This is a genomic window from Bacillus sp. FSL R10-2201 (assembly GCF_038008665.1).
GTDB lineage: Bacteria > Bacillota > Bacilli > Bacillales > Bacillaceae_G > Bacillus_A > Bacillus_A mycoides.
In genome coordinates, this window is the sequence record NZ_JBBOZP010000001.1 from 418190 (window position 1) to 432997 (window position 14808).

The 14808-nt window shown below is 35.1% G+C and carries 15 protein-coding genes, 1 riboswitch and 1 other annotated feature (1 of these 17 running past the window's edge); of the genes, 12 read left to right on the forward strand and 3 right to left on the reverse strand.

Going from position 1 to position 14808, the window contains the following annotated elements; all coding sequences use genetic code 11:
- The first annotated feature begins 14 nt into the window (after window positions 1-14).
- A riboswitch (TPP riboswitch) is annotated at window positions 15-116 on the forward strand.
- Between the two features lie 101 nt (window positions 117-217).
- The 5 genes from NSQ69_RS02165 to NSQ69_RS02185 all read left to right on the forward strand — a co-directional run bounded on the left by NSQ69_RS02165 (window position 218) and on the right by NSQ69_RS02185 (window position 5002).
- A complete protein-coding gene (locus NSQ69_RS02165; RefSeq protein WP_000082898.1) occupies window positions 218-538 on the forward strand; it encodes an MTH1187 family thiamine-binding protein in 321 nt (106 codons plus the stop codon).
- The gene (locus NSQ69_RS02170; RefSeq protein ID WP_341098899.1) at window positions 510-1283 is read left to right on the forward strand and encodes an ABC transporter permease; all 774 of its coding nucleotides are present in this window, start codon (window positions 510-512) and stop codon (window positions 1281-1283) included. Before NSQ69_RS02165 ends, NSQ69_RS02170 begins: the two co-directional genes overlap by 29 nt.
- Window positions 1280-2278, forward strand: coding sequence for an ABC transporter substrate-binding protein (locus NSQ69_RS02175; protein ID WP_002124979.1), 999 nt, complete (start codon window positions 1280-1282; stop codon window positions 2276-2278). The genes NSQ69_RS02170 and NSQ69_RS02175 overlap by 4 nt, the downstream gene beginning before the upstream one ends.
- Window positions 2275-3024 carry an ABC transporter ATP-binding protein gene (locus NSQ69_RS02180; protein WP_002124980.1) on the forward strand — a complete coding sequence of 250 codons (750 nt, stop codon included), beginning with the start codon at window positions 2275-2277 and terminating at the stop codon, window positions 3022-3024. The genes NSQ69_RS02175 and NSQ69_RS02180 overlap by 4 nt, the downstream gene beginning before the upstream one ends.
- Window positions 3025-3469: 445 nt before the next feature.
- Window positions 3470-5002, forward strand: a complete 1533-nt coding sequence (locus tag NSQ69_RS02185) for an ABC-F family ATP-binding cassette domain-containing protein (protein ID WP_002167016.1) — start codon at window positions 3470-3472, stop codon at window positions 5000-5002.
- Between the two features lie 472 nt (window positions 5003-5474).
- On the opposite strand, the gene NSQ69_RS02190 is transcribed toward NSQ69_RS02185, so the two are convergent.
- Window positions 5475-7499, reverse strand: coding sequence for a glycosyl hydrolase family 18 protein (locus tag NSQ69_RS02190; protein ID WP_078203785.1), 2025 nt, complete (start codon window positions 7497-7499; stop codon window positions 5475-5477).
- A 372-nt stretch (window positions 7500-7871) separates the two neighbouring features.
- On the opposite strand from NSQ69_RS02190, the gene NSQ69_RS02195 reads away from it, so the two are divergent.
- The 6 genes from NSQ69_RS02195 (at window position 7872) to NSQ69_RS02225 (ending at window position 11315) form a co-directional block, all read left to right on the forward strand.
- Complete coding sequence (locus NSQ69_RS02195; protein ID WP_002010200.1) at window positions 7872-8243, forward strand: DnaJ family domain-containing protein; 372 nt, start codon at window positions 7872-7874, stop codon at window positions 8241-8243.
- Between the two features lie 10 nt (window positions 8244-8253).
- Complete coding sequence (locus tag NSQ69_RS02200) at window positions 8254-8568, forward strand: thioredoxin family protein (protein WP_002063639.1); 315 nt, start codon at window positions 8254-8256, stop codon at window positions 8566-8568.
- Window positions 8569-8581: 13 nt separating this feature from the next.
- Window positions 8582-8833, forward strand: coding sequence for a hypothetical protein (locus NSQ69_RS02205; RefSeq protein ID WP_000394370.1), 252 nt, complete (start codon window positions 8582-8584; stop codon window positions 8831-8833).
- 293 nt (window positions 8834-9126) lie between these two features.
- Window positions 9127-9708, forward strand: a complete 582-nt coding sequence (locus tag NSQ69_RS02215) for a TetR/AcrR family transcriptional regulator (protein ID WP_002124986.1) — start codon at window positions 9127-9129, stop codon at window positions 9706-9708.
- Between the two features lie 66 nt (window positions 9709-9774).
- Window positions 9775-10992 (forward strand): MFS transporter, encoded by a 1218-nt coding sequence (locus tag NSQ69_RS02220; protein WP_002124988.1) that lies wholly within the window; start codon window positions 9775-9777, stop codon window positions 10990-10992.
- Between the two features lie 71 nt (window positions 10993-11063).
- A complete protein-coding gene (locus tag NSQ69_RS02225; RefSeq protein WP_033708235.1) occupies window positions 11064-11315 on the forward strand; it encodes a helix-turn-helix transcriptional regulator in 252 nt (83 codons plus the stop codon).
- Between the two features lie 75 nt (window positions 11316-11390).
- Here NSQ69_RS02225 and NSQ69_RS02230 read toward each other — a convergent pair whose 3' ends face one another.
- Complete coding sequence (locus tag NSQ69_RS02230; protein WP_002169236.1) at window positions 11391-12674, reverse strand: MFS transporter; 1284 nt, start codon at window positions 12672-12674, stop codon at window positions 11391-11393.
- Between the two features lie 108 nt (window positions 12675-12782).
- Complete coding sequence (locus NSQ69_RS02235; RefSeq protein ID WP_002124992.1) at window positions 12783-14096, reverse strand: alkaline phosphatase family protein; 1314 nt, start codon at window positions 14094-14096, stop codon at window positions 12783-12785.
- Between the two features lie 154 nt (window positions 14097-14250).
- Here NSQ69_RS02235 and NSQ69_RS02240 point away from each other — a divergent pair, with 154 nt between their 5' ends.
- The gene (locus NSQ69_RS02240) at window positions 14251-14544 is read left to right on the forward strand and encodes a YesK-like family protein (RefSeq protein WP_002124993.1); all 294 of its coding nucleotides are present in this window, start codon (window positions 14251-14253) and stop codon (window positions 14542-14544) included.
- Window positions 14545-14637: 93 nt separating this feature from the next.
- Window positions 14638-14808 (forward strand) — a binding site (T-box leader) (it continues 37 nt past the right edge of the window).

Here is a 14808-nt window from a genome sequence, read left to right on the forward strand (position 1 = left end):
CTACAATGAAAACGAATTAAGAACCGGGGAGCCAATTGGCTGAGAGGATGTAAGTATACATCGACCCTCAACCTGATCTGGATAATGCCAGCGTAGGGAGTTACTTTAAAGTGATGTAGCATAAGTTATTATAGAATAACTTGTATACAAGGCTTTCCTACATGGTAGGAAAGCCTTTTCTTTTTTTGAAACCATATTTTGTAAGGGGGATTTTATTATGTCACAACAAGTTACAATTTCATTTTCAGTAGTACCACAAGCGAAGAACAAAGATGTGTATTCCGTTGTTGATAAAGCAATTGAAGTTGTACAACAGTCGGGAGTTCGTTATGAAGTAGGGGCAATGGAAACAACGTTGGAAGGAGAATTAGATGTACTTCTTGACGTCATTAAACGCGCGCAACAAGCTTGCGTCGATGCTGGAGCAGAAGAAGTAATCACTTCTATTAAAATTCACTATCGTCCAAGTACAGGCGTAACGATTGACGAAAAAGTTTGGAAGTACCGTGATGAATATGCAAAACCAGAAGCGATCTAAAATAATCACAACAATTTGGCTTATCCTTCTCATTGCTATATGGGAAGGATCTGTTTCATTATTTAAAATTGAGCCGTGGATTTTACCGAAGCCGTCTGGAATTGTGCAAGAGTTAATTGGAATGAAAGATTTACTATTACCGAATACAGTGCAAACGTTACAGGAAGTAATAATTGGGTTGTTTTTTGCAATTTTACTTGGGACGAGTATTGCTATCATTATGGATGTCATCCCTTTATTTCGGATTTTAATGAATCCATTGCTCGTTATTTCGCAAACAATTCCAATCGTTGTGCTCGCACCATTATTTATTATTTGGTTTGGATACGGAATGTTGCCAAAAGTAATGGTTGTTATTCTTGTTTGTTTCTTCCCAATTGCGCTTAGCATTTTAGAAGGTTTCCAAACGGTAGATAAAAATATGCTGAAACTGTTACAAACAATGAAGGCAACGAAATGGCAAGTTTACCAGAAAGTAAAGTTTCCAGCAGTACTCCCATACTTCTTCTCAGGTTTAAAAATTGCTGTTACATATAGTGTGATGGGGGCGATTATTGGGGAATGGCTTGGTGCCAGCGAAGGATTAGGAGTTATGCTTACAAGAGCAACAAAATCCTTTTTAACGGCTCGAGTATTTGGTGTTGCAGCGATTATCGTCATGGTGACATTATGTCTGTACTTTATTGTTGAATTTATGGCAAGAATAACAGCACCATGGATATACAGAAAGGGCGGCAGAAAATGAAAAAAGGTTTAAAAATTATGTTAGCTGCATTATTAGCAGTAACTGTTGCTGGATGTAATCCGGCGAAGAAAGAAGAAAGTTCAAGTAAAGATAAAAAAGTAAAAGTCGTTTTAGATTGGTTTCCAAATACGAATCATACTGGCTTATATGTAGCGCAAACGAAAGATTATTACAAAAAGCAAGGGCTTGATGTAGAAATTATCCAGCCTGGTGATAATGTAACGGCAGAGCAGATGATTGCTTCTGGGAAAGCAGACTTTGCGATAAGCGCACAAGAAAATGTAACATTAGCTCGTGTTGAAGGAATCCCAGTTGTTTCTGTTGGTGCAATTATTCAGCATAATACCTCTGCTTTTGCATCTCTAAAAAAAGATAATATGACGTCACCGAAAGATTTTGAAGGTAAACGTTATGGCGGCTGGGGGGGACCAGCAGAAGAAGCGACGTTAAAGACGATTATGGAGAAACATCAAGCTGATTTTAATAAAGTTGAAAAAATTATTCTTGGACAAACAGATTTCTTTAAATCAATCGGTCGTGATGCAGACTTTGAATGGATTTATTATGGATGGGATGGAATTGAAGCGAAGCGTCAAGGAAAAGAGTTAAATACAATTATGGTAAAAGACTTAGATCCAGCGCTTGATTTCTATAGTCCTGTTATTATTACAAGTGAAAAACATACGAAGCAAGATAAAGATTTTGTGAAAAAATTTATGACGGCAACGACAGAAGGTTATGATTTTGCAATTAAAGAACCGAAAGAAGCTGCGGATATTTTAATTAAAGCTGTTCCAGATGTGAATAAAGAATTAGTACAAGAAAGCCAAAAGTGGTTAAGTACAAAGTATCAAGATGATGCAAAAGCGTGGGGAGTACAGAAGGAAGAGATTTGGACGAATTACATGAATTTCTTATATGACAACAAAGTTATTAAAAAGAAAATCGATGTAAAAGATGCCTTTACAAATGAATTCCTTCCAAGTGAAAAATGAGTGGATTACAAATAAAAGATATTGTAAAAGCTTTCGATGGAAAGAATGTATTAGCAAATATTAGTGCGTCTATACAAGAGGGAGAGTTTGTCTCTTTTGTAGGTCCGAGTGGTTGTGGAAAAAGTACATTATTAAATATGATTGCAAGTGTTGAAGAGCCAACGAGCGGAGAAGTGTTTTATAACGAGGAGTATGTAAAAAAACAAGATGTTGTTAGTTATATGCCGCAACAAGATTTATTACTACCGTGGCGATCGGCTTTGCAAAATATCGTTCTTCCATTGGAAATCGAAGGGAAGCCTAAAAGACAAAGGCTGACAGAAGGAATGGAAGCATTAAAGCAATTTGAGCTAGATGAATACGCAGATCATTATCCAGATGAGTTATCAGGTGGAATGCGTCAAAGAATTAGTTTCCTTCGTACGTATTTATGTGAAAAGCCAATTATGCTGCTGGATGAGCCTTTTGGAAAATTAGATGCATTTACAAAAATGGAAGTACACAGTTGGCTTTTAAATTCTTGGCATCAAGAAAAGCAAACAATTGTTATGGTTACACATGACTTAGATGAGGCAATTTTACTTTCTGATCGCGTATTTATTTTATCTCAAAGACCAGCATCAATAGTTGGCGAGGTCCAAGTGGAATTACCTAGGCCGCGAACGATGGATATGTTAACATCTCTTGAGTTAAAGAAGGATAAGGAAGAAATTTTAAGAGTATTGGCTCCTTACATGAAAAAATAGAAAAAAGTCTTTTAACAGTTTTTTGTATAATTGCTGTTAAGAGGCTTTTTTCTATTGAAGGAGAAAGATGAAATCTATAGGGGAAATAGTGGGTTCATTAACATCGGATAAATTGGAAGAAGGAACAAAAGAAAAAGTAGAGAATAGAATATAACAGAGTGATTTATACTCTTAATATAACAAACGTTAAAGGAGTGAAAGGATAAAATGACTTTATCAACTGTTCTTCAAATGGTTTTAGCTTGATACGGGAGAAGTCTGCCCATTTTTAAAGATGAAGCTAAATTGAAGACAGCAGGTAAAGAACCTTAATCCTTTCTTACGATAATATGTAATGGGTAAGGTGTATTCACCTTACCCATTTTTATATGTATAACTAAATAAGGCTTTATACTGTTGTTCTCTCTATTTAGCTTATGGATCATAAGAAAAGGAGAGAGAAAAGATGAGTATATTAACAGTAGAAAATGTAAGTCATTCATATGGTGAGAAAACCATTTTATATAATACGTGCTTTCGATTATTAAAGGGCGAACATGTTGGGCTAGTAGGGAAAAATGGAATTGGAAAATCAACATTATTACGCTTGTTAACGGGAGAACTTATACATGATGATGGGAAAATTGAATGGTTTCCACATGTGAAGATTGGCTTTTTGCAACAGCATATAGATTTACAAGAAGGCATAACAATTGAAGAATACTTGCAAAGTGCGTTTTCTAACCTGTATGAGTTGGAACGTGACATGTTAAAACTTACAGAAGAGATGGCTGGAGCAGGAGAAGTAGCGAAATTGTTAGTAAGGTATGGAGAGTTACAAACTATATTGGAGAATTCTAATTTTTATCAAATTCATACAGAAATTGAGGAAGTAGCAACAGGCTTAGGCTTGTTTGAAATAGGATTGGAAAAGGATGTTTCAAAGTTAAGTGGTGGTCAGCGGACAAAGTTGTTACTTGGGAAACTCCTTTTAGAAAAAGCGGATGTTTTATTATTAGATGAGCCAACTAACTATTTAGATACAGCACATATAGAATGGTTGCAATCATATTTACAAATGTATGAAAAAGCTTATATTATCATTTCGCATGATGAAATATTTTTGAACAATATTACGAATGTTATTTATCATCTAGAAGAACGAAAGGTTAAGCGCTATGCGGGAGATTATGAAACCTTTTTGCAAAGTTATCAATTACAAAGGAAACAATTACAAGCGGCGTATGCGAAACAACAAAAAGAAATTGTACATTTAGAGGGTTTTATTCAAAAAAATAAAATTCGTAAAGCGAAACAAGCGAAAAGTCGTGAAAAAGTATTAGAGAAAATGAAAAAGGTTGAAAAGGTTAACGATGTACCTCGCGCCCGTTTTGATTTTAATGTTTATACTGAGCCAGTGAGCCGTATATTACAGGTAGAGAAACTGAAAATTGGTTATGGTGAACCGTTATTTCCGGAATTGGATTTTCAAGTGAAAAAAGGGGAAAAGATTGCGATTATTGGTCATAATGGGATTGGAAAAACAACAATGTTAAAAACATTACTAGGACAAATAAAACCGTTAGGCGGCTCAGTTTCTGTTGGGGAACGAGTAAAACCCGCTTATTTTGCACAAGAGGAATTTTCCTCAGAAATAACTGCACTAGAAAGAGTATGGGCAGGGAGACCAGATATGACAAGAAAAGAAATCCGACAAGCATTAGCAAAGTGCGGATTGAAAGAAGAACATGTATTAAAACCTATCCAGTTATTAAGTGGAGGAGAACAAACAAAAGTACGATTATGCGAACTTATCGTAACTAAAAGCAATGTTTTAATTTTAGATGAACCAACTAACCATTTGGATACAGAGACTAAGACGGATTTACAGGAAGCGTTAAAACAATATAAAGGTACAGTTTTAATTGTTTCACATGAGCCCTCTTTCTATGAAGCATGGATAACGAAAATATGGAATATCGAAAAATGGAACGTTTAACAATAATCACAAAGAAAAGGCATTAGCTTTTATGAGTTAATGCCTTTTCTTTGTGATTAACATGATTTTCGAGAACTCTCAAATGAGAATTGTATGAAAAAGAACTCTTATGGTGCGCTTATAAGCGCACCATAAGAGTTCTTTTTCTTTGGTTATATTTATAATAATACTAGATGCCTTTCCCTAATAGGCTACTATCTTTTTTATATATATAGATAGTTTGAAATGGAATGGAAATGATTCCTATATGTAAAGGATAATGTGATTAGTATGGGAAGACAATAGAACTTAAAGGAAATTCATGTAAAATTCAGATGAACTTCACGCGAACTTCATATTAGAAACTAAATATAATTATAATAGGTTATTGTAATATGAATTGTGATTTTTCATAAAATTAAAAGTTTGAATTTAGGATAGAGCACTCAAACCTAAATTCAAACTTTAGTGAAATAATTAATGGAGGTTACGTTTAGTTTTCGTTAATGGATGCATTTACAAGTTCGGCGGGATTGCCTGTTCCTGCCCCTCCGATTGTAACTGATCCACCAGGAGGAATTTCACCATTCCATCCTGCATTCGTAATTACGTAATGATTATTTATTTTACTACTAATTTTAGAATCCCAAACTTGTGTTAAATTGCCGTTATAATCAAATTCTAATTTCCAGTTTTTAATAGGGGTCGTTCCGCTATTTTTAATTATAATTGAGAAGTTGTAACCACTTCCCCAATTTGAAGTGACTGAAAAGGTAGCATTGCCATTTCCACCAGGAGGTGTTGTGTTAGCATCATCTGTTTTTATAAGAATAGAAGTAGGTTGTGATTTGTTACCAGCAGCATCTTTTGCTAATACTGAAAATGTGTATTCTGTATTAGGTTTCAAGTTTTTAATTGTAATGCTATTTGTTGTTGTACTCCATTTCTCTTCTCCGGCAGTAATTTCATATTCAGTAACGCCTACGTTATCAGTAGATGCAGTCCAGTTTAATTGAACTGAGTTTGAATTTTTATTTGTAACAGCAATATTTTTTACGTTTGTTGGTGGTTCAGTATCTTTTTGAGTAATAGGTCCACCAAGTAATTCTTTTACTAGCGTATCAAGTAATTTTGGTCCACTACAACTATATTTTGGACTTGTACGGCAATCCCCGCTTAGTTCCCAAAACATTGCGCCACTTAAACCCTTTGTCTTTATATAGTCTGTTTTATATTTCATAGATTCATTGTCATCATAGCTAATAAAGGTTCCTGTAGTCGTATTATATAAATAAGGTACTTTCGCTACATCGTTCCATCCGCGAACAAAACCATTTTTATTCACATAATTAGATGCTAAATCACCATAATCGTACACACCTGTGTCACCGGTAGAATAATCATCCCAAGTACCTTTAGAAGCGAGCTTTCCGTCACTACCTGGTTTACAAGGTTGGTATTGCCCATTATTTTCTTTTCCGCAACTTTTCCATCCACGTCCGTAAAAAGGTACACCTAATACGAGTTTATCCGCTGGAACCCCTTCATTTGTATAAATGTCTATCGCACCATCTACGTAAAATTTCGTATCCGCTGCGGGGTCATTTGGATCTTTGTATAGTGCAGCATTATGGTTAGAAGTAGCTTCCCATCCACCGTGGAAATCGTATGTCATAATATTAATCCAATCCAGTATTTGAGAAATCTTCTTTAGCTCTGTATGATCCGCATAACGTTGGCTTGCACCTGACGCGATTGTTAGTAAATATTGTTTACCATCTTCTGCACCAGCTTTCGTTAATGCATTTCGAACATCTTGAAGCAGAAGGGTGAAGTTTTGTTTATCTTCAGGACGATAACTACCACCAGGAATCGTTTCAACACCCGGGTATTCCCAGTCTAAATCAACGCCGTCAAATCCATATTCGCGAAGAAAAGCTACTGTAGATTCAGCGAACACTTTTCTTGTTTTTTCATCAGCGGCCATATCAGAAAAGCGGTTAGACCAAGTCCAGCCACCAACTGAAATAATTGTTTTTAAGTGAGGATACTTAGCTTTTAATCGTTTCAGTTCTCCGAAATTTCCACAGCGGGCATATTTATCACAATCTTCCCAAGTTGTACCCGATCCCGGATAAGATTTTGTGACATCAGCCCATGGTTCACCGAGTACGAGAGTGCCATTAGGGACCTCTTTATTTTGCAGTGGTACACCAGATTCTTTACAGTTCCACGTTTGTTTATTTGGATTATCGGGGTGAGTAGAAGGGTTTCCATGTTTTCCATTCCAGCAAATATCAGCGAAAGCATAGTTTAAATGAGTTAGCTTTGATGCATCAATGTCTGCAACTTGATAATTACGTCCGTAAACGCCCCATGAAGGAAAATACCCAACAATTTTTTGACCTTGCTTTGGTGAATCTGCTAATGCGAAATTTGGAGTAATAAAGTTTGTGAGAAAAAGAGGTAAGAAAAGTAGTAGGGATAGTAATAGCAGCGTGAATTTTTTTGATCTCATAGTCATTTCTCCTTTCAAAATAAAAGATATATTTAAAGGCATGCGCCAATAAACCAAAGTGAATCTAGACGTATGAAACGTCTAGATAAAAATGATCAGACATCACGAAGTCTATACAAGGGAGCTGGGGGTGATTAAATCGTAGCAAATGCAAGATTTGGTGTAAACGCTTTATTGGATTCACAAAGATTTTCTCAATATTAAATGGCTCTAATACAGACTACACATGAAAATAAAATATTGATTAGGGAGGAAAAGGCTCCTTGTAATTAAATTTGAGAAAAAATTGTATAAAGTCAATTTGTAATAGCGTAGCAAGATGAGAAAATATCATGTAAAATAATAGTAAAAATATGTAAAGGAGCGAATGGTGTGGATGTCTTTTTGAACATTGCTGAAGAAAAAATTCGACAAGCAATACGGAATGGTGATCTCGATCATATTCCGGGGAAAGGAAAACCACTACAATTAGAAGACCTTTCAATGGTACCTCCAGAACTTAGAATGAGTTATAAAATCTTGAAAAATGCAGGTATGATTCCACCAGAAATGGAACTACAAAAAGATATATTAAAAATAGAAGACTTAATTGCGTGCTGTTATGATGAAGTAGAGAGAAAAGAATTACAAGAAGAGTTAACAGCAAAAACGCTGCGTTTTCAGCAGGTAATGGAAAAGAGAAAGATTAAAGATAGTTCAGCTTTTCGTATGTATCAGGGTAAAGTATTTCGTAAATTACGCTAAGAGGGATAAGATGAATACATTTGAAACGATAGAAGAATTAGCGACATATATTGAAGGACAACAATTAGTACTGCTGTTTATTAAAACGGAAAATTGTGGTGTTTGTGATGTTATGTTAAGAAAAGTAAATTGCGTGTTAGAGAATTATGATTACGTAGAGAAAGTAGAAATATTACTACAAGACATGCAAGAGATTGCGGGGCGATATGCAGTATTTACAGGGCCAACAGTTTTATTATTTTATAATGGAAAAGAGATCCTTCGTGAATCGCGCTTCATTTCACTTGAAAATTTAGAGAGAACCATTCAATTATTCGAAGATTAAGGGAGGCTTTTATATGGAATTTATTATTGTCATACTATTATTTGTTGTAGTTGGAACGATCGTAACAGCAGTTCGATCAAACAAAAAGAAGGTAAATCTTACAAAACAAAATAACATTCATAATTCATCCAACAGCTCATCACCATTATTTTTCTTTGCTGGATCGGATAATGATAGCTCGCACGATGGCGGTTCACATGATTGCGGAGGTTCTTTTGGTGGAGATAGTGGAGGTAGCTGCGGTGGTGGAGGCGGTGGTGATTGATGAGAATACGCCTTATAGGGGGCGTATTTCTTTTTAAACAAACGTTTGATTAGTTGGCTTACATATGCATAAAAACAGTTAAACAAACGTTTGATTAAATATTTTTAACATGCTAGGGGAAATGAAAAGGGAACCGTATTTCTTACTAAATGAGGATTTAAATTTGGAATAATACATATGATTCGAATGTGGTTTGAAAGTACGTTTTCTTAAATAAGGAGTATAGCCTCTTGCGATAGAGGTTTTTTATTTGTTATTATTAGACTGAACGGTCGGTTTAAAGAGGTGTGAATATGAGAAGAAGCGCAGAAGAGATAAAGAAAGAAATTGCCTATAAAGCAGAAAGTCTGTTTTCACAGAAGGGCTATGCAGCTACATCTATGGAAGAGATTTGTGAAATTACAGAGAGAAGTAAAGGAAGCATTTATTATCACTTTAAAAGTAAAGAAGAATTATTTTTATTTGTAGTGAAACAGCATACGTATGATTGGCTTGAAAAATGGAATGAAAAAGAGAAGTTGTATAGTACTAGTACTGAAAAACTATATGGTCTCGCGGAATATTATGTAGAGGACATACAGCAACCCATTTCAAATGCAATAGAGGAATTCTCTATGAGCCAAGTTGTAAGTAAAGAAATTCTGGATGAACTGTTAGCTTTAACTAGAGAATCATATGTTATGGTTGAGAAATTAATTGAAGCAGGTATACAGTCTGGAGAGTTTCAAGAAGATGATACGCGTGATCTTATGTATATTGTGAATGGATTATTATCGGGGCTTGGAGTACTTTACTACGAGTTAGATTATAAAGAGCTGAAACGTATTTATAAAAAGGCAATAGATGTATTGTTAAAAGGAATGGCAGCTGAATAATAGGTCAGTTGCTTTTCTTACAAAATAAATTAGACCGAACGGTCGGTTTATGAAAGGGGAATGAAAATGAACGCTTTATTTAAAAACCGAGCATTTATGCTCGTTATGGCATCTGATATTTTACAACAATTTGCAATTTGGATCAGAAATATGGCTCTTTTGTATTTCATAATGGAGCGAACGAATAATGATCCAGTTTCAGTTTCTTTATTATCGGTTATGGAATATGCACCTATTTTTATTTTCTCGTTTATCGGTGGGGCGCTAGCTGATCGCTGGAATCCGAAAAGAACGATGGTTGCTGGAGATGTATTAAGTGTACTGTCTATTGTAGGAATTGTCTTGTTGTTAAAGCTGGATTATTGGCAGGCTATATTTTTTGCAACACTCATTTCCGCGATTGTAGGTCAGTTTTCTCAGCCATCATCTTCGCGTATATTTAAACGCTATGTAAAAGAAGAACAGGTAGCAAATGCGATTGCATTTAATCAAACATTACAGTCGCTATTTATGATTTTTGGACCAGTGGTAGGATCGCTTGTGTACACACAACTTGGTTTATTTACGTCACTATATAGCTTAATTATTTTATTTTTGTTATCTGCTATCGCTCTTTCATTTTTACCAAAATGGGTGGAACAAGAGCAAGTGGCGAGAGGTTCATTAAAAAATGATATAAAAGAAGGTTGGAAATACGTTCTTCATACGAAAAATTTACGTATGATTACGATCACTTTCACCATTATGGGCTTAGCTGTTGGACTAACGAATCCATTAGAAGTGTTTCTTGTAATAGAACGGCTTGGAATGGAAAAAGAAGCCGTTCAATATTTAGCCGCAGCTGATGGAATCGGTATGTTAATTGGTGGTATTGTTGCTGCAGTTTTCGCTTCAAAAGTGAATCCGAAAAAGATGTTTGTATTCGGTATGAGCATATTAGCGATGTCATTTTTAGTAGAAGGGTTATCTACATCATTTTGGATTACTAGTTTCATGAGATTTGGAACAGGTATTTGTTTAGCCTGTGTCAATATCGTTGTCGGTACGCTTATGATTCAACTTGTACCAGAAAATATGATTGGCAGAGTAAATGGAACGATTTTACCACTGTTCATGGGGGCAATGTTAATTGGAACTTCACTAGCTGGAGGATTGAAGGAGATGACCTCACTAGTTACTGTATTTTGTATAGCAATGGCACTTATTTTATTTGCGATAGGTCCGGTTTTACGTATGCAAATAAAGAAAGAAGATATTGTGAATCGAGAGGAAATGACGAATTGATTAGTTTCGAAATAGCTATTGTAAGGGAGCAGAATTGCTCCCTTTTCTTGTGGCAATCTTTTGACAATGACATGCCCCAACTATATACTGATGATGTAAAAACGATTTTACAGGTTAGGAGAAACGGTGTGAAAAATCAAATCTATGAATTGCGCACTGCAAATAATATTTCACAAGGTGTATTAGCGGATAAGTGTAACGTATCAAGACAGACGATAAATGCAATTGAGAATAATAAATATGATCCAAGCTTAGCACTAGCATTCCGGTTAGCAGAAGTATTAGGAACAACTGTCGATAAACTATTTTTGTACAAGCTTTAGAGTTTTTAATTGTAGGGCGTTATCGTTAAAAATATAAGAGAAAGATCCCCTTCTTGTGTGAAGGGGATCTTTCTCTTATATTGTTTTAGTTTTCGGATTAGGTGGTGTAACGGACGTATCATTTTCAGGTACTCTAGTTAATAAGAATCCACCGATAATAAATAGGACAATAATACTAAGGACACCAGCGTTTGTTTTTCCTGTTAATTGTGTTGTGACACCTACTAATACCGGACCCATAATTGCTGCGAATTTACCAAAGATATTATAAAATCCGAAGAATTCATTTGCAGATTCTTTCGGTACTAGTTTTGCGAAATAAGAACGGCTAAGTGCTTGAATCCCGCCCTGAGAAGTAGCAACTAACATTGCTAAAATCCAGAAATCAAACGTCGTTTTTAAGAAATAAGCATATGTGCAAATAATGATATAAATGATAATGCCGACATATAGCATTTTTTTACCGGTAAATGTTTCCGATAGTTTTCCATATAATAAAGCAAATGGACAAGCGACAATTTGTGTTACAAATAAGATGATTAATAGATTGGTTGCACTAATACCGAGATCTGTTCCGTAAGCAGTAGACATAGTGATAATTGTATCTACCCCATCAATGTAGAAAAAGTAAGCTATTAGGAACATAAATACAGTTTTATATTCTTTAATATTTTTAAACGTATTAGCAAGGCGCTTGAAGCTCATTGCAATTGGTCTTGGATGACGTTCAATATAGTGTGTTTGCTCTACATTTTTTAGCATTGGTATCGTAAATAGTCCCCACCAAAGAGCTGTTATTGCAAAGGAAATTTGACTAGCAATTCCGACTGATAAGGGGATAGTTCCTTTTTGAGCAAGAATAATAAGAGCAATACAACCGATAAAAGGAATTGTGCTCCCAATGTAACCTAATGCAAAACCTCGCGTAGAAATTCGGTCCATTCTATCTCCAGAGGTAACATCTACTAGAAATGCATCATAAAAAATATTTGCTCCAGCAAAGCCAACTAATGCGAGCATATAGCATCCTAGTAATAAGTACCACTGAGATGTTGGAACAATTGCTAGCATACTTGTAAATACGATACCGAGTCCAAAGAAGAATGTGAAAAATCGTTTTTTAAATCCCTTATAATCAGCAACTGTGCCGAGAATAGGAGCGAGTATAGAAATTAAAAGTGTAGCGACCGAGTTTGCATATCCCCAATAGGCTGTTGAAGTTGCGCCAGATAGTCCAGCTTCTTTTGCAGCTGCTTTAAAGTAAATTGGAAATAATGCAGTTGTAATGACGAGCGAATATACCGAGTTCGCCCAATCGTACAATATCCAGCTTTTTTCTTGTCTGGACATTTTTTTCATATAATGTTCCCCCTTAAATTTCTTCTACTAACAGTGTACAAAAATAAAAATTATAAAAAGAGAAACAGTGATGATTTTTACATAACTTTTACATATATACACAGTTCTTTACAATTGAAGTAAATCCTCTACAATTGCGCCGTCTGTTTCACCTAAGTGCAAACCGAGTAACCTAGCGATAGTCGGACCTTCATCAATCAGTCTCATATACGGAATTGTAACGCCGCTTTGAATGCCTTTCCCAGCAGCCATAAAAATTGTTTCATAGTTAGGTTTTGTTGGGGAATATCCATGTGTTCCAAATGTATATTTCTTACTAGAATTAACATCTTCTTTATTAATTTCTTTTATGAAATCACCTGTATAATTTTCAATGAAGTAATAACCTTCCATGGCCTCTAGCATAAATAAGCAATTACCATCAGCGCCACGTTCTTTTGCATCTTCATCGTGCAGAATAAATTCAATTCCATTTTGTTTATCCTGAAGAAGCTCTTCAAGAAGAAGTTGAATCTCTTTAATCGTTTCAGTATCATTTTTATCCTTTACATGTACGTAGGCAGATCCATCACAGCTTTGGCAATAAGCTTTCCAATCGTGTATTTTTCCACGTTTATTTACGGATATAAGCCCTTTTTGACAGAATAGGACATTTAATTGGATTGCTTTGTTTTCACTTAAAGCGCTATGGTCACCAAGTGCAATAATTGTACTTTCTTCGTATATACCACTTTCTTTTAATGTATGGATAATTTTTCCGAGGCGTTCGTCGTGTCTGTGGATTGCAGCTACTGTTTCCTCAGACTCGAAGCCATGGTAATGTCTTTGAGTATCTAAATCAGTAAAATGTACAAACATAACATTAGGCTTTTTCGTCTGAATTGTATGTACGGCAGAAGCAAGGACGAAATTATCAAGCTCAGGCTGTGACAATCCATTTCGTATATGGCCGAAACGACGATTTAAATCTAATTGATATAGCGGGCTACCGCTAAATAATGAAACTAAAATTTGATTTTGCCACGGTCTATTTGGAAAAATTTCTGGTAAATTGTAATCGATATTTGCTCTTCCAGTAACAGGCCATAGAAGGGCTGCTGTCGTTAAATTTGCTTTGCGTGCTTCATCATATAAAGTTGTCCCGTTAATGGACTTTCGGTACCAATGCCAATCTGGTGACTCACGTCCTGGTTGAAGTAATGTATTGCTGACAACGCCATGCTTATTAGGATAATTACCGGTTACGATTGTTGAGTGGCTTGGATATGTTACAGAAGGATAAATTGGCTCCACTTTTTTCGCAATTGCGCCCCTTTTTATTAAAGTTTGGAAATTAGGTAGTTTTTGTAATATAGGAAAATCTAAAGCTGATAAGCAGTCAAAAGATAAAATAATGACGCGATTTGTTAATGCTTTATCCATAAAGTTTCCCTCCTGATTATATAAAACCTATTCTTATATATTACTATTAATACCTGGTAATAAAAATATATTTTTGAATAAAATTTTGTTATTTATTTTCAGAAAAATTAAACATATAATAAGTATAAGGGAATGAATGGAAGGAGGGAATACTATGGATTGGCTAGATGGATTTGGTATCTTTTACATCATTGGTGGAGTCACCGTTCTCCTTGTATTTTTTATGTCATATTTACTAAAGAAACGTTTTCCAGACAAACAGTTTGATATTATATTTGCACTTAGTTTAGTACTTCTTTGTTTAGCTTTCTTTCCTGTAACAATGATCGCTATTGGTGGTTGGGAAGGAATGGGATACGGATTTATTTGTTTCTTCGTTTTAATTGGTACACTAATTGGTATGGTTGCTCATCAACTTGTAAAAATAGTTCGGAAAAGTTACGTATAAAACAGTGATAATTGAAAATAATGTATAAAAATAAGAAAATTGGCTCTTGTTTTGAAATAAAATTTATATTATGATATTCAACAAATTTATTTTGTTATAACGATGAAAAAGGAATAGTACATGTCTTACCTTTTTGCAGAGAGAGAATCCTTTTGGCTGGAAGATTCTTAAAGAGGCGATATGGAACCTACCTTTGAGTTCTGCATATGCAGCGGGAAATTCCCGTTATCAAAAAGAGAGCATACTCAATTTTTTTGTGTATGA